This window comes from Halothece sp. PCC 7418 (assembly GCF_000317635.1).
Classification (GTDB): domain Bacteria; phylum Cyanobacteriota; class Cyanobacteriia; order Cyanobacteriales; family Rubidibacteraceae; genus Halothece.
Genome location: NC_019779.1, coordinates 2,818,495 through 2,833,716 on the forward strand (window position 1 = coordinate 2,818,495; position 15,222 = coordinate 2,833,716).

Annotated in this window: 17 protein-coding genes; 10 read left to right on the forward strand and 7 right to left on the reverse strand. The window is 44.2% G+C overall.

What is annotated here, in order from left to right; genetic code table 11:
- The first annotated feature begins 24 nt into the window (after positions 1 to 24).
- Positions 25 to 735, forward strand: a complete 711-nt coding sequence (locus PCC7418_RS12775; protein ID WP_015226606.1) for a hypothetical protein — start codon at positions 25 to 27, stop codon at positions 733 to 735.
- Complete coding sequence (locus tag PCC7418_RS12780; RefSeq protein ID WP_015226607.1) at positions 736 to 2,145, forward strand: bifunctional orotidine-5'-phosphate decarboxylase/orotate phosphoribosyltransferase; 1,410 nt, start codon at positions 736 to 738, stop codon at positions 2,143 to 2,145.
- 81 nt (positions 2,146 to 2,226) lie between these two features.
- On the opposite strand, the gene PCC7418_RS12785 is transcribed toward PCC7418_RS12780, so the two are convergent.
- Positions 2,227 to 3,345, reverse strand: a complete 1,119-nt coding sequence (locus PCC7418_RS12785) for a Gfo/Idh/MocA family protein (RefSeq protein WP_015226608.1) — start codon at positions 3,343 to 3,345, stop codon at positions 2,227 to 2,229.
- A gap of 131 nt (positions 3,346 to 3,476) precedes the next feature.
- Here PCC7418_RS12785 and PCC7418_RS12790 point away from each other — a divergent pair, with 131 nt between their 5' ends.
- The 5 genes from PCC7418_RS12790 to PCC7418_RS20610 all read left to right on the forward strand — a co-directional run bounded on the left by PCC7418_RS12790 (position 3,477) and on the right by PCC7418_RS20610 (position 7,183).
- Positions 3,477 to 4,211, forward strand: coding sequence for a pyridoxine 5'-phosphate synthase (locus PCC7418_RS12790; protein ID WP_015226609.1), 735 nt, complete (start codon positions 3,477 to 3,479; stop codon positions 4,209 to 4,211).
- Between the two features lie 7 nt (positions 4,212 to 4,218).
- Positions 4,219 to 4,554, forward strand: coding sequence for an MgPME-cyclase complex family protein (locus PCC7418_RS12795; protein WP_015226610.1), 336 nt, complete (start codon positions 4,219 to 4,221; stop codon positions 4,552 to 4,554).
- A 143-nt stretch (positions 4,555 to 4,697) separates the two neighbouring features.
- Entirely contained in the window at positions 4,698 to 5,270 is a 573-nt protein-coding gene (locus tag PCC7418_RS12800) for a YqhA family protein (RefSeq protein WP_015226611.1), read from the forward strand.
- Positions 5,271 to 5,511: 241 nt separating this feature from the next.
- Complete coding sequence (locus tag PCC7418_RS19455) at positions 5,512 to 6,936, forward strand: hypothetical protein (RefSeq protein ID WP_015226612.1); 1,425 nt, start codon at positions 5,512 to 5,514, stop codon at positions 6,934 to 6,936.
- A 70-nt stretch (positions 6,937 to 7,006) separates the two neighbouring features.
- Complete coding sequence (locus PCC7418_RS20610; RefSeq protein ID WP_171814914.1) at positions 7,007 to 7,183, forward strand: hypothetical protein; 177 nt, start codon at positions 7,007 to 7,009, stop codon at positions 7,181 to 7,183.
- Here the strand turns inward: PCC7418_RS20610 and PCC7418_RS12810 are convergent.
- The 3 genes from PCC7418_RS12810 to folD all read right to left on the reverse strand — a co-directional run bounded on the left by PCC7418_RS12810 (position 7,168) and on the right by folD (position 9,505).
- Positions 7,168 to 7,623 (reverse strand): divergent PAP2 family protein, encoded by a 456-nt coding sequence (locus tag PCC7418_RS12810; RefSeq protein WP_015226613.1) that lies wholly within the window; start codon positions 7,621 to 7,623, stop codon positions 7,168 to 7,170. The two genes, PCC7418_RS20610 and PCC7418_RS12810, sit on opposite strands and share 16 nt — an antisense overlap.
- Positions 7,624 to 7,625: 2 nt before the next feature.
- Entirely contained in the window at positions 7,626 to 8,549 is a 924-nt protein-coding gene (gene crtE / locus PCC7418_RS12815) for a geranylgeranyl diphosphate synthase CrtE (RefSeq protein WP_015226614.1), read from the reverse strand.
- Positions 8,550 to 8,623: 74 nt separating this feature from the next.
- Positions 8,624 to 9,505: a bifunctional methylenetetrahydrofolate dehydrogenase/methenyltetrahydrofolate cyclohydrolase FolD gene (gene folD, locus PCC7418_RS12820; RefSeq protein ID WP_015226615.1), complete on the reverse strand. Its 882-nt coding sequence runs from the start codon at positions 9,503 to 9,505 to the stop codon at positions 8,624 to 8,626.
- Between the two features lie 116 nt (positions 9,506 to 9,621).
- On the opposite strand from folD, the gene PCC7418_RS12825 reads away from it, so the two are divergent.
- Positions 9,622 to 9,927: a hypothetical protein gene (locus PCC7418_RS12825; RefSeq protein ID WP_015226616.1), complete on the forward strand. Its 306-nt coding sequence runs from the start codon at positions 9,622 to 9,624 to the stop codon at positions 9,925 to 9,927.
- 100 nt (positions 9,928 to 10,027) lie between these two features.
- Positions 10,028 to 11,359, forward strand: coding sequence for a carboxyl-terminal processing protease CtpB (ctpB, locus tag PCC7418_RS12830; RefSeq protein WP_015226617.1), 1,332 nt, complete (start codon positions 10,028 to 10,030; stop codon positions 11,357 to 11,359).
- A 75-nt stretch (positions 11,360 to 11,434) separates the two neighbouring features.
- Here ctpB and PCC7418_RS12835 read toward each other — a convergent pair whose 3' ends face one another.
- Positions 11,435 to 12,079 (reverse strand): 50S ribosomal protein L25/general stress protein Ctc, encoded by a 645-nt coding sequence (locus PCC7418_RS12835; RefSeq protein WP_015226618.1) that lies wholly within the window; start codon positions 12,077 to 12,079, stop codon positions 11,435 to 11,437.
- A gap of 44 nt (positions 12,080 to 12,123) precedes the next feature.
- A complete protein-coding gene (locus PCC7418_RS12840) occupies positions 12,124 to 13,494 on the reverse strand; it encodes an adenylosuccinate synthase (protein ID WP_015226619.1) in 1,371 nt (456 codons plus the stop codon).
- Positions 13,495 to 13,718: 224 nt separating this feature from the next.
- Here PCC7418_RS12840 and PCC7418_RS12845 point away from each other — a divergent pair, with 224 nt between their 5' ends.
- Positions 13,719 to 14,747 carry a hypothetical protein gene (locus tag PCC7418_RS12845; RefSeq protein ID WP_015226620.1) on the forward strand — a complete coding sequence of 343 codons (1,029 nt, stop codon included), beginning with the start codon at positions 13,719 to 13,721 and terminating at the stop codon, positions 14,745 to 14,747.
- A gap of 14 nt (positions 14,748 to 14,761) precedes the next feature.
- Here the strand turns inward: PCC7418_RS12845 and PCC7418_RS12850 are convergent, their stop codons facing one another.
- Positions 14,762 to 15,190 carry a hypothetical protein gene (locus PCC7418_RS12850; RefSeq protein WP_015226621.1) on the reverse strand — a complete coding sequence of 143 codons (429 nt, stop codon included), beginning with the start codon at positions 15,188 to 15,190 and terminating at the stop codon, positions 14,762 to 14,764.
- Between the last annotated feature and the right edge of the window lie 32 nt (positions 15,191 to 15,222).

A 15,222-nucleotide genomic window follows, 5' to 3' on the forward strand; every position in this document is an offset into this window, starting at 1 on the left:
TCATTGTCTCATTACGTTACGGGAATGTATAAGGTTCTAATTATTATTAACGCTCAGCAGGTGTCCAACCAAGGGACAATCCTTTCCACCTCTCCAGCAACTCAGCGCATGAGCGCTGCTTTAAAAGATGCCATTGTTACTGAAACGAAAGAAGAGACAATGGTCAAGATTGTTGCTGCCCATCAACTTTTACATCAAACCAGTTGGTATGATCCTGAAGATCCCTCTTGGATTTGTTGTCCCTTAACCATTGAACTTCCCCCGCAATTTAATTTTCCTAATGCCCAGTTATTCCAAACTTTTCGGGATATTAAAGGGACTCGTAAATGGGTGGAAAAACACTTAAATTTACGAACGGGGAATCAAATTAAGAAAGTGTGGCATGGGAACTATTGGCTTCCCATTGTTTATACGGCAAAAGGCCCCCTTTATGGAGAAGTGATTGGAGAAACTCAACTCCCGAATTGGTTTCGACAACCGATTGATTTTCCAGATGAAAAACGTCAACCTCTCTATCGCTTAGGACATGATTTGCTCTTTGCGTTTACGGCTCAACCTAGCGTCTATTTATTGCAATTTGGCTTTCAAAATGACACCTTGATTTTTGATCGGGTTTGGCCCTTTCCTGCTGCCCCTGCTTTGGCGAGTATTGATGTCCAAAAACCGAATCTCTACGCTTGTTATTGGCAATGTTTAATTCAACAACCGATTCAGGATTTAGTGATTAGTTCTTAGATGAATTTTATTGATAAACTAGAACGCGCGATCGCGCAAAATAATACCCTACTTATCCTAGCGCTTGATCCCAATCCAGAAATGATTCCTCAAGGAGAAAAGGTTGAGGATTGGTTAGCATTGATTATTGAAAAAACACAGGACAAAGTATGTGCTTATAAGCCGACTTTAGGGTTTTATCAAGCAATGGGGGAATCAGGATTCGCACTTTTGCAGAATATTTTACAATTAATTCCTGCAAGAATTCCGATTATTCTAGATGCGAAACATGGCGACTTGAATACTAGCACTCTCGTTGCCAAAACGGTCTTTGAAAAATGGGGAATTGATGGCATCACTATTAATCCTCTCTCTGGACAAGATCAAGCAGCGCCGTTTCTCTTACATCCAGATAAAACTGTTTTTGTTACCTGTCGGACTTCTAACCCCACGGCTTCCATGATTCAAGACTATCCTCATGCCACTTCTCCACTATATTTAGAGTTAGTCAGAGAGGCGCAAAAGTGGGGAACATCGGAACAAGTGGCGTTAGAAATTGGCACAAATGATGCTAATATTCTCAGAACAGTGCGTCAAAATGCCCCAGAACGTCTGATTTTATCTCGTAGTCTTTGGAATTCCACAGAAATTGCCCCTCTCATTGCTGCGGGTCTTAATCATCATGGTAGCGGGTTATTAATTCCCGTTCCCCAAGATTTTTTAAGACAAGAAACTTTAGAAGATTCAATGATTGATCTCAATCAAAATATTAATGCAATTCGTCAAGATGTAGCCAAAAAAGATCAGATCTGTCAAATTTGGACGAGCGATGTTTGTTTCTTAACGGATCATCCTCATCAAGATCTAATCTTACAACTCTATGACCTTGACTGTATTTTGTTTGGCGATTATATCCAAGCCTCTGGTGAAAAATTTCCCTATTATATCGACCTGAGAAAAATTATTTCTCAACCGCAGATTTTCCAACAAGTTTTAAACGCTTATTCGGAAATTCTACAAACGTTAACCTTTGATCGGATTGCAGGAATTCCTTATGGGGCGCTTCCCACGGCAACAGGGTTATCTCTACGGTTACATCATCCCATGATTTATCCCCGTAAAGAAGTGAAAGCCCACGGGACACGACGGGTGATTGAAGGACATTTTGAACTGGGGGAAACGGTCGTGGTGATTGATGATATTTTAATTAGTGGAAAAAGCGCGATCGAAGGGGCAGAAAAAATAGAATCTCAAGGCTTGAATGTAGAAGATATTGTTGTCTTTATTGATCATGAAAAGGGGGTAAAAGATCGCTTGAAAGCCAAAGGATACAATGCTCATTCGGTCTTGAAAATTTCCGAAATTAATCAAACCTTATATGAAGCGGGCAGAATTAGCCCAGAACAATATAAACTCTTGACTCATGAGTAATCTCGAAAGTGTTATTGAACAAAGGCGCGATCGTCCCTAATCTCACCTAAGTAGTAGGGTGGGCATTGCAAACCCTACAGTCTAGTTTGATCGTCCTAGAAATACCTCAAAATTCGGAACATCTACCCAACGCTTTTGTTCGTGGGATTGGTGAGTTAAATCCATCAATAACTGAGAATAAACTCCTTCTCGCAAGGAGGGAGTCATTGGTTTTTGGGTTTGAATCGCTTTTACCCAATGATCCACTAAGCGCAAAACGGGTGCAATTCGCCCTTCTTGATAGACTTTCGGAAAACTGAGATGTTGGGGAATAAAAACTTCTGACAGTTCTTCGCCTGCGGGTGCTGCTAAAAAGCGAAAGCCATGAATATAATCTTTGAGGTTACCACTTCCGAGGACTACTGTTGCGCGATCGCCGTAAATTTCTAGCCAATGTCCGCGCCCTTGATACGCCACTGAACTAATGGTTAATTGACAGGGCGTTCCATCGGCTAATTCTAACATTAACAAGCAAGTATCATCAGAATCAACTGACTTCAGTTTCCCGTCTTCTTTGGGATCTGGGCGTTCTGGAATTGCTGTGGAGAGTACCGCACACAAGCGATTAACCCCACCAAATAACCAATTAATATAATCAAAGGCATGAGACCCCACTGCGCCTAGGGCACCGCCTCCTTTCTCTTTTTGGGCGTACCAACTCCAACTTCCTTCTGGGTTGGCGCGTCTTCCCAGTACCCAGTCAATTTTAACTAACCGCTTTTTCCCCACATAATCATTTTGTAAATATTCGGCTAAAAGTTGCCATTCGGGAACACAGCGAAATTCAAAGTCACTGGCTGCGACGACTCCTTTTTCTCGCGCTAAATGATAGAGTTCTCGGGTTTCTTCCGCGTTTAAGTTGAGGGGTTTTTCGAGGAGAAGATGTTTCCCTGCATTCAGTACCGCTTTTCCCATCTCGTAGTGTAAAAAGGGCGGTGTGGAAATACTAACCGCATCCACATCAGGGAGAGAGAGAATCGTGTCGAGTTGATTACTGGCGTGGGGAATGTCGTTTTCTTGCGCGATCGCGCGGGCTTTGTCTAAGCTGGGATTATATACCGCGACAGGTTTCGTTTCTTCATGAATCTGAAACACAGGGATATGGACTTTTTGTCCAAAGCCAGTTCCGACAATCGCAACGCCTAGGGGTTGATTCCTCATCCTTTCTCCTCAGCAAGACTTCCTGAGGTGATTTTATCGGAAATCAGCTATCTAACGCTACCTTTTCCCAGAATTGCAAACTTGAAAAGATGTTATCTTGGATCGGGCTTATTATTTTCCTTGATCCAAATATGACTCAACCCGAATCCTCCGTAACCCTCGGGGTGAATATTGACCATATTGCTACGATTCGACAAGCGCGACGTACCATCGAACCTGATCCCGTTGCTGCTGCGGTATTAGCCGAACTTGGTGGCGCGGATGGGATTACTGTGCATTTACGAGAAGATCGTCGCCACATTCAAGATCGCGATGTTCGTCTGTTGCGAGAAACGGTACAATCTCATTTAAACTTAGAGATGGCTCCCACTGACGAAATGGTTGCCATTGCTTTAGACATTAAGCCTGATTATGTCACCATTGTCCCAGAAAAACGGGAAGAAGTCACGACCGAAGGCGGGCTAGATGTTGCAGGTGATTTATCTCGAATGACCCGAATCGTAGAAAAGTTACAAGATGCTGAGATTCCTGTTAGTTGGTTTATCGACCCTGATTCAACGCAAATTCAAGCAGCAGCCGATACGGGGGCGAAAATTATTGAACTGCATACCGGAAGATACGCGGAAGCCAAAACCGAAGCCAGTCGAGAGAAAGAATTAAATCAATTAAAAACCAGCAGCGATCGCGCTCTCTCTCTGGGGTTACGGTTAAATGCAGGACACGGCTTAACCTATTATAATGTTTCTCCTGTTGCTGCGATTCCAGGGATGGAAGAACTGAATATCGGTCATAGTATCATCAGTCGGGCGGTCTTGGTAGGATTAGAAAGAGCCGTCCGTGAAATGAAGTCACTCATCAAACAGTAAGGAAACGATGCAAACTTATTACTACGTTTTAGCCAGCCAGAAATTTCTGTTAGAAGAAGAACCGTTTCAAGAAGTCTTAGAAGAACGGTATCGTTACTACAAAGAACATAACAAAGAAATTGACTTTTGGTTAGTCAAACAACCTGCTTTTTTAGAAGCTCCCAGTTTGAAATCCGTTAAGGAAAAATGTCCCCAGCCTTCCGTTGCTGTGATTTCCACGGATGTTAATTTCATTAACTGGTTAAAGTTGCGTTTGGAATTTGTTCTTACGGGAAATTTTCAAGCCCCATCAGATGAAATTCCAGAACCCCTCGCCTCTTTAGAAGCAGAAGCCACTGCTTAATTTAATTCTTTGAGGTTGGATCGCATCTTATCAAATCCAGCCTCTTTTTTAATCAGTAATCAGTAATGGTCAGTGACCAGTGACTAATGACCAATGTACAGACATTCCATGGAACGTCTCTACCTAATAACCAATAACCAATCATGTTTAATCCCCGAAAGATTGAAGCCTACTTTGAATTATGCCTCTGGAAATTTCGCTTGTTTACACTAATTCCAGTTCTTTTCGGGTTGCTCAGCACGCTGAATTTTTTTGTTATCGGTAGTTTAGAAGTAGTAGAAGGAATTCTTTATAGCTTCCAAGCCGACTATCAAGAAGATGGGGCATTTATTGAGGTGATCACGAAAGTAGTAGGCGGAATTGATCATTATTTGATTGGAATTGTTTTATTGATTTTTAGTTTCGGAATTTATGAATTATTTATCTCCGAAATTGATGTTCGCTTTCAGTTTCAGGAAGTCAAGATCTTACAAATTGAGAATCTCGATCAACTCAAACATAAAATTCTACAAGTTATCATCATGGTCATGGTGATTAGTTTTTTTAAGAAAGCACTTTCGATGGAGATTAAAACAATGCTCGATCTGCTGTTATTTGCAAGTGCTGTGTTGTTAATTGCAGTCAGTAGTTATTTACTCCATCTGCAATCCAACAATAATCCTCTAATTCGCTCTGCTCCGCAAAAACAACAAAAAAACGATCACAACCAAGGTTGAGCCAACCGCGCGATCGCGCTCCCTAAAACAACTCCCATCTTACTCGAACAAGCACAAGAAACTGGTGTCAAACCAAGCCATTGAATTTTCAGGATCCAGTCAATAATTGGCGTTGGGATTATATCTAGTGAACTTAAAAAAAACTGTACATTCTATACAAAATTAACGCAGTCTTCTCAAGTTCTTCACATTTCTTCTCTACAGTGACGTTACAGATGAAACAATCTAGGAGTTATTAAAGATGGAAGATCAACTACTCGATGCCATTCCAATTAATGATGAGTCTGTCGAGGCTGATTCTCAAGCCGAAGCTGGACCTAATCAAACTGAGGATATGGATATTGATATGGAGACCTCTGAAGATGAGGAACCAACGCCAACTCCTGAAGAACCTGAAGAACCTGAACAGCCTGAACCACCACTCGGTGAACAGCCTGAAGAACCTGAACCACCGATAGCTGAACAGCCTGAAGAACCTGAAGAACCTGAGCAGCCTGAGCCACCAGTCGGTGAACAGCCTGAAGAACCTGAAGAACCTGAACAGCCTGAACCACCAGTCGGTGAACAGCCTGAAGAACCTGAAGAACCTGAGCAGCCTGAGCCACCAGTCGGTGAACAGCCTGAACAGCCTGAAGAACCTGAACAGCCTGAGCCACCAGTCGGTGAACAGCCTGAAGAACCTGAAGAACCTGAACAGCCTGAACCACCAGTCGGTGAACAGCCTGAAGAACCTGAAGAACCTGAGCAGCCTGAGCCACCAGTCGGTGAACAGCCTGAACAGCCTGAAGAACCTGAACAGCCTGAGCCACCAGTCGGTGAACAGCCTGAACAGCCTGAAGAACCTGAGCAGCCTGAGCCACCAGTTGGTGAACAGCCTGAACAGCCTGAAGAACCTGAACAGCCTGAACCACCAGTCGGTGAACAGCCTGAACAGCCTGAAGAACCTGAACAGCCTGAGCCACCAGTCGGTGAACAGCCTGAACAGCCTGAAGAACCTGAACAGCCTGAGCCACCAGTCGGTGAACAGCCTGAAGAACCTGAACAGCCTGAGCCACCAGTTGGTGAACAGCCTGAAGAACCTGAAGAACCTGAACAGCCTGAGCCACCAGTCGATGAACAGCCTGAAGAACCTGAAGAACCTGATGAAGGTGGCGGACAACCCAATGTTTCTTTTGGTACTATCGGTGATGACGACTTCTCAGAAATTGATGTTCCAGACGCAGTCCCAGGAGATAGTTCAATACTCTTTACAGGGGCAGGTAACGATTTTATCAATACTGTTGGTAATCCACTCAGTAATACCGTTTACGCTGGCTCTGGAGATGACATTTTAATTGCAGGGAATGAGGATCGTTTCTTTGGTCAAGCTGGTGATGATCAATTCTTTATCACCGATCAAGGAGATAACATCCTTAACGGTGGTGCTGGAACCGATACCTTTAACCTAGCGAATGCAGAACTTCCTAGCGGAATCAATACTGTCAGCGACTTTACACAAGGTGAAGACATTATTGGCATTAATGGTTTTGAGGATCTCACTTTTGAAGATCTGAGCCTAACTCAGTCTGAAAACGACACCATTCTGGGCTTATCGGGTCAGGATTTTGCAACTTTATCTGGAGTTGAAGCAGACACTCTTGAGGCTGATGATTTCGTATTTGGTTAAATCATTCTGCTAAATTGTTTAATCTTTCATTACCAGACGTTTAAAGTTTTCATTTCATCCTTCACTTTGTGTGGAGGATTTTTTTGATGGCTTAGAAATTTTCGGACCTCGAATCCTCGCGCTTTCTGTGCTATCCTTCCTCAATCCGCGATCGCGCTCGATTGAGGACTGTCGCACTTTAGTTGAAGGCGTAACAGCTTACAGCAAATTAACCTTTGGCGGGAGAGGATGTCAAAGCCAAGGTTGAGCTAGCAGCGCGATCGCGATGCCAAGAATAACCCCAACGATGACTTGTAAGGGGGTATGTCCAAGGAGTTCTTTCAGTTTCTCCTCATTAAAATCCTTGTGTTCTTGAAACAGTTCATCAACAATTTGATTCAGCAACCGAGCTTGTTTCCCAGCTGCTTGTCGCACCCCAGCAGCATCAAACATGACAATAATGGCAAACAGCAGCGCGATCGCGAAATCGGTACTTTCCCAGCCTTCTCGAATCCCGACACCAGTAGCCAGAGAGGCAACTAAAGCAGAATGAGCACTGGGCATTCCCCCCGTTGTAAACAACGATCGCGCATCAAATTTTCCTTCACGGAGGAATTCAATCACCAACTTGAGTCCCTGGGCAACTAAGCAAGCAATCAGGGAAACCCAAAGCAGATGATTTTCAACGATACTGGCAAAGTTTTCCATGATTAATTCTTGCGATTAGCAATTAATTGCGCGATCGCCTGTAACGCCATAGCGGAATCGCCATAAGAAGCAAGTTCTGCACAAGCAGCTTCGGTTAACTCATCGGCTTTTGCTTTTGACGCTTCTAGCCCTAACAACCGAGGATAAGTAGCTTTATCGGCTTCGAGATCTTTCCCTGCTGTTTTACCGAGTTCTTCTTGGGTAGCAGTAATATCCAGAATATCGTCAACAATCTGGAAAGCTAAACCAATATCATAAGCATAGCGAGATAAGCGCCCTAAATCTTCCTCAGTTGCTCCCCCTAATATTGCCCCACTGACCACACAGGCTTCTAATAACGCTCCAGTTTTATGGGTATGAATATAGTTGAGCGTTTCGAGATTAATATCTGGATTTCCCTCAGAGGCTAAATCCACCACTTGACCGCCAACTAACCCAGTTGCGCCCACAGCATGACCTAATTTCGAGACAACTTTTAACACGGCAGCTGGTTCAACCCCTTGGGTATAAGTCGCAATATACTCAAAGGCATAAGCGAGTAACCCATCCCCAGCTAAAATCGCAATATCTTCACCAAACTTCTTATGATTCGTGAGTTTTCCGCGACGATAATCATCATTATCCATCGCTGGTAAATCGTCATGAATCAATGACATGGTGTGAATCATCTCTAAGGCACAAGCGGTGGGCATCGCCATTTCAATGCTTCCCCCCACTAACTCGCAGGTGGCTAAACATAAAATCGGGCGTAACCGTTTTCCGCCCGCTAACAAAGAGTAGCGCATGGCTTCGTAGATTTGAGGCGGTTCGCCCACCCGCAACGATTGATCTAGAGCTTTTTCCACAATCGCTTTTCGGGCTTGGAGATAGCTATCGAGATCAAAGGCTAGAGTTTGCTTACAAATCGATTGATCAGTCATTGTCATGGTTTGGGTTTGGGTGAAGAATAGTTCTTGGGTTGCAACTCGATTTTATATTTTACGGGTCAAGGGGGGCTGTTTTAAAAACAACGCTGTTCAAAACTTGCCACGGTATTTTCTAGCAGGATGGCAACGGTCATCGGTCCCACTCCCCCTGGAACAGGAGTGATATAACTGGCAATCTTCTCGACTTCAGGATAATCAACATCCCCAGTCAAGCGCACTTTCCCATCTTCTCCTTCAATGCGGTTAATCCCAATATCAATGACCACTGCACCTGGTTTGACCATATCGGCTGTAATCAAATTGGGTTTTCCCACCGCAACACATAAAATATCGGCTTGTTGGGCAAGTTCTTTTAATTCTTCAGGGGGCGTGTAAATATGAGCAATGGTTACAGTAGCATTAGCTTCTAGTAACATTAAGCCTAAAGGTTTTCCCACTAGGCTGCTGCGCCCAATAACCAATGCTTTTTTGCTGGTAACGGAAATATTATAGGTTTCTAATAACCGCATGACTCCAGCAGGGGTACAACTTCTAATTCCGGGTTCTTCCCGCGCTAAACGTCCTAAATTATTGGGATGCAAGCCATCGACATCTTTATCGGGCGTGATTTGATAGATCACTTGCGGTGCATCTAAATGTTTAGGAAGCGGGAGTTGCACTAAAATCCCATCAATCTCTGGGTCTTCATTGAGTTCATGAATGGTTGCTTCCAGTTCGGCTTGGGTAATGTTGGCTGGAAAATGTTTCCCAAAGGAAATAATGCCAACTTTTTCGCAGGCTCGTTTTTTGTTACGGACATAAACTTCACTTGCTGGATCATCTCCCACCATAATCACGGCTAAGCCAGGAGAGCGTCCCACCTGAGCCTTGAGTGTTTCAATCCGCTGTTTGAGTTCCCCTTGAGTCTGCTGAGCAAGGGCTTTTCCGTCTAATCGCTGCGCCATTTGAGAGGTCATTGCAAAATTGATCAAAATGGAGGACACTCTATGATAGTTTCTCAGATTTTGTGCCATTTGAAACTACGGATCTTGTGCCAGTATTATCTCGATTGCTCGGTAGGAGTCTGGTCTTAGTGTTACTTGGACTGACCGCTTGTGTGGAAAAAACGCCCCTCCCAACTCCCATCGCTGAATTAGATCGTAAAATGGGAACATCTGTTTATGTGCAAGGAATCGTGCGCGATCGCGCTCCTTTGCTCAATCAAACCGCCTACCAACTCCAAGACGACACTGGACAAATTTGGGTTATCACCACTGATTCTGCACCAGAAAGTGGTCAAACCGTGACCATTCAAGCCAAAATAAAGTCAACATCAATTGTTCTCCACCAGCAACGCGCTCAGGAACTTTATTTACAAGAAGTGCAAACGCTTCCATAATCCCTGACCCCACTAGGATGATTTCCTCTTTTCATCATAATTTAAGTTTCAATTGTAATCTGGGTTGAGAACGCACCTGATCGGAAAAAGACAAGACAATATGAATCAAACCTCCTGCCACCGCTTAAAAAAATACGTTCGCTCAGCAACCCTCGCGGGAACGATCATGAGTGTTTCTTGGCTGATGCCAAGTATTACCTTACCTGCTGCAGCGAGTCTCACCGAAAGTCCGAAAACCGTTGTTGATGAAGTTTGGCAAATTGTCAATCAAAGTTATGTTGATCCCGAATTTAACCATGATGATTGGGAAACGACCCGAGAGGAACTTTTAGAACGGAACTACACTTCTAAAGCGGAAGCCTATCGCGCTATACGCAAAGCACTCAATAAACTGAATGACCCCTACACGCGCTTCCTGAATCCTGAAGAATATGAATCCTTAACCAACCAAACCTCAGGAGAATTATCGGGGGTCGGTTTGCGCCTTGAAATTAATGAACAAAATCAATCTTTAACCGTGGTTGAACCCATTCCTGATTCTCCCGCAGCAGCAGCAGGAATTCAAGCGGGAGATGAAATTGTTGCTATTAATGGTCAACCCACGGCTTTGTTAAGTTTAGAGCAAGCCTCAGAGTTAATTCGCGGTGAGTCGGGAACTGAGGTGAAACTGCAACTGTCTCGCCGTGGAAAAGGCTTATTTGCTCTCACCCTCACTCGCGCTCAAATTGAGTTACCCAGAGTAACTTATGAACTACGAGAAACCGAGGAAACTCGCGTCGGTTATATCAAGGTGAAAGAGTTTAGTTCCCACGCAGCAGAACAAATGCGAGAAGCGATTCTTGATCTCAAAGAACAAAAGGCTGAAGCCTATGTGCTTGATTTACGCAATAATCCAGGGGGATTGCTCTACGCCAGTATTGAAATGGCAAGAATGTGGTTAGAACAAGGGGCGATTGTTTCTACTGTGGATCGCACGGGTGGCGATCGCGATTTTCAAGCCAATCGCACCCAACTCACGGATCGCCCCTTAGCCGTTTTGGTTAATGGGAATTCCGCTAGTGCCAGCGAAATTCTGGCGGGAGCACTTAAGGATAACAACCGAGCAGTGATTGTTGGCAGCCCAACTTATGGCAAAGGAACGGTGCAATCGGTCAATTCTCTTTCTGATGGCTCAGGGATTGCGGTGACAGTTGCTCGCTATTATCCTCCCAGTGGCACGGATATCAATAAAAAAGGGATTGAACCCGATATTAAAACCAGTTTAGAGCGCAGTGACCAGTTGCGGTTATCAGCGAATCCAGAGTTACAAGGGACTCAACAAGATCCTCAATTTGTCCGCGCGATCGCTGCTCTCAATCAACGGCTCGGTAAGACGACTCTGGAGGCCACCTCCTTTTCCCTCGACTCAGGGAATCATTTAGAAGTGGATTAAATCAAACGAATCAGTTTTAGCCCTATTTTATCGTAGGGTGGGCAATGCCCACCCTACAAGACTACAAGACACTCTTTAGACGGAAACATCGCCCAATTCTTCGACCACACCGCCTTCGATGCCTTCTTCTGCTTCACCTTCTTCTGCGGGGGGTTCTTCGGTTTTACCTTCGACAATGGTTAAAACAGTACGCTCAGGATCATCACTGGCGGTAACGCCTTCGGGTAGCTTTAACTCGCTAATGTGGAGGGTTGTTCCGATGGGCATTTCGGTAACATCAATATTGATCACTTCTGGAATTTGACTCGGAGGACATTGAATCGTTAATTCCGTGATAATTTGCTCTAAGAGTCCGCCTTCTCTAACGCCTTCAGCTTCCCCTTCTAAGTGTACGGGAACGACAACTTCCACGCTATCTTGACCCGCGACAGCAAAAAGACTGACGTGATAGATATCGGGTCGCCAAGGATGTTTTTGCACTTCCCGAATTAAAGCGCGTCCTTTCCAAGAGGTTTCGGGAACATTCACTTCCACTAGGGTATTATTTACAGACGCATTTTTCAGCAGGATTTCCACATCTTTGGCTTTTGCCACCAAAGACATCGATTCTGCGCCTTTATGACCGTATAAAGCAGCAGGAATTAACCCGTCACGACGCAACGCTCTCGGTTTACTCCCTTCGGGTCGAGTTTGACATTCAAATTTAACAGTGGTTGTCATGGTTTCTTGTTCAGTAAGTAGGTGTTCAGATTAAAAATCAGCAATTAGTTGCCAAAAGGAGATGTAGAAGACTCATGGGGTTGGTGCGCGATCGGTGTGCCATTCTCATCGAGAAGCGCCCGTTTCGGTCCGTGAATGGGATCTTCGACGATAATGGTTTGGTCACGACTTGCTCCCAAGGAAACGATCGCGATGGGAACTTCCATTAATTCCGCTAAGAATTTCAGATAATTCAGCGCAGCTTTCGGCAAGTCTTCCAAATTGCGACAGCTTGCTGTTGATTGTTGCCAACCAGGTAAAGTTTCATAAATCGGTTCGCAACGAGCAAAGCGCAAGGCACTACTGGGGAAATTCTCACAACGCACCCCATCAATATTATAGGCAACACAGACTTTAATTTCAGCAAGGGTATCGAGGACATCGAGTTTGGTAATCGCGAGACAGTCCATGCCGTTGATGCGGACGGCATAACGTCCAATGACCGCATCAAACCAACCGCAACGGCGACGGCGACCTGTGGTTGTGCCAAATTCTGCACCGCGATCGCAGAGTTCTTGCCCTAAATCTCCGTCTAATTCTGTGGGAAACGGGCCTTCTCCCACACGGGTGGTATAGGCTTTTGCGACACCAATCACGCGATCAATCATGGTCGGACCGACCCCTGCACCAATGCACGCCCCGCCAGCTACAGGATTGGAAGAAGTGACATAGGGATAAGTGCCATGATCTAAATCTAACAGTGTCCCTTGCGCCCCTTCAAATAAAATATTGCGTTTTTTCTTAATCCCTTCATCAATTTTGAGGGAACTATCCACAACATGAGGACGTAACCGTTCCGCATAGCCGAGATATTCCTCAATTACCGCTTTTGGTTCTAATGGGGGCAGATCATATAATTTTTCTAAAAGGACGTTTTTATAGTTGATTGTCCATTCTAATTGTTCCTCAACTTGATCGCGATTCATCAAGTCCAAAATGCGGATTCCAGTACGTTCTGATTTATCCGCATAAGTCGGACCGATCCCGCGTCCAGTCGTCCCAATTTTTTTACTGCCCCGTTTTTGCTCTGATCCTTGATCAATAAGCCGATGATAGGGCATTGTCACATGAGCAGTTTGGGAAATCATTAGATTTTCCGTTGAAACATTCAGTGCTGCGAGTTGGTCTAACTCTTCGATTAGCACTTGGGGATCAATCACTGTTCCCGAGCCAATGATACATTGGGTTTCTGGATATAAAATTCCAGAGGGAATCAGATGTAGTTTAAAGGTTTGATCTTTAACAACGACGGTATGTCCAGCGTTGACCCCTCCTTGGTAGCGAACAACGATATCGGCTGACTTACTAAGCAAGTCAGTAATCTTACCTTTACCTTCGTCGCCCCATTGGGCTCCAATTACAATAACGTTAGCCAAGAGTTCTCTTTATTTTTTCTAATGGGCTACAGTTTTCAGCAATGACCAGCCATAAATCTGCTTGCCTCACTGGGATTTTCTCCTCGTGGGAATGTCACAGGGATTTCTTGACCTAGAGATTTGAGTCTAGGAAATGGCTGACAAACTACAATATTTATCACTTAAACTAGGAATTGTCAATTCTTATTTAGAAGCTCGTTAGTTATTTTAAGGGGAGAGTTCTCGTGGCACTGTATGCAGAATTACATCGTCATTTAGGCGGATCGGTTGTTCCTCGGGTGTTGTGGCGTTATTTTCAACGACGAGATACCGCAAAAGCAGAACCATTTGAGGATTATTCGGAATTTGAAGATTTTTACACCCGCCCTCGTAATACTTTAGAAGAATATTTAGAATTACACACTTTAGTGGAAAGTGTCCAAACGCCCGAAACTTTACCTTATTTTATCTATCGCTTGATTAGGGGAGCTTATGTGTTTGAAAACCTGGCTTATCTTGAATTACGCTATACCCCTTATTTACGCACTGATGAAAGTCTAGATCCGTCTCAACGCATTGATCAGATGCGGGATATTGTGAAAATTGTGGGAGAAGCTAGCAAAGTTGGGGAATATCCCATCATTACCAGTCAGATTCTCTGTATGCACTCTCGGTTGTCTTATGAGGTGAATCGGGCGATTATTGATTTAGCTGCGGATCATCCTGAATATGTCTGTGCGGTGGATTTGGCGGGAGGCGATGCCCTGTATGCTGAGCGATTAGATGAATTAAAAGGATTGTATCAGTATGCGCGATCGCGCGATTTAAAAACAACGGGTCATGTCTTTGAAACCAGCGATGGCTTATACCCCGATCTTTTGCCCTATTTAATGCGGATCGGTCATGGCATTCAAATCCCCCTCAAATACCCCGAACTGCTCCCACAATTGGCAGAATGGGGGCAATGCTTAGAAGTTTGTCCCACCACCTACACGAAAACGGGGACTTTAGATAATCTCTCGCAACTGAAAACCGTATTTGATCGTTGCTTTGAAGCGGGGGTTGATATCGCCATTTGTACCGACAATGCGGGCTTACACAATGTTCGGTTACCGTTTGAATACGAAAATCTGCTGACCCTTGATGTGATCAACTTTGAACAACTGCAAGCCTGTCAAGAAGCTGCTTTTCGCCATGCTTTTGCTTGGCCCTATAGTCAACCGCCAGCGTCGTTGTTAACAGGATTATTACAAGGACGTTATGACAACAGTTAACCTAGAACCCCCGCTCAATTGGTAGCAAACATAGAAAAAATAAATCCAATTCCTGTTAAAAATACGCCGACTAAACTTAAAACTATCGGCGGTTTTCCCGAAGTTTGAGTTTTAACTAGGCTCGTAGCATAGACACTTGCTAAACAGGTAACAAGACTAACACTAGGAACCGCATAAATTGACCAACTTTCTCCAGCCCGCCAAGGAATGATCAACAGCAATAGCATCGTTAATCCTGTTACTAAAAAGCCAGAACCAGCGACTTTCATCAAAGCAAGAATCAAAACCTGCAAGTTAGAATCTAGTTCTGACCAAGATGAACCAAGAGCTTGGCTATGATAGGGCATAAATTGTTTTTTCATTAAATAAATCACACCAAAAGCTAAGAAAATCAGGGCGACGATGGTATAACAAATTAAGGAAATTAAAAATAAGTTAGGCATCAATTACTAGCTTACTCTCTGCCTGATGAGAT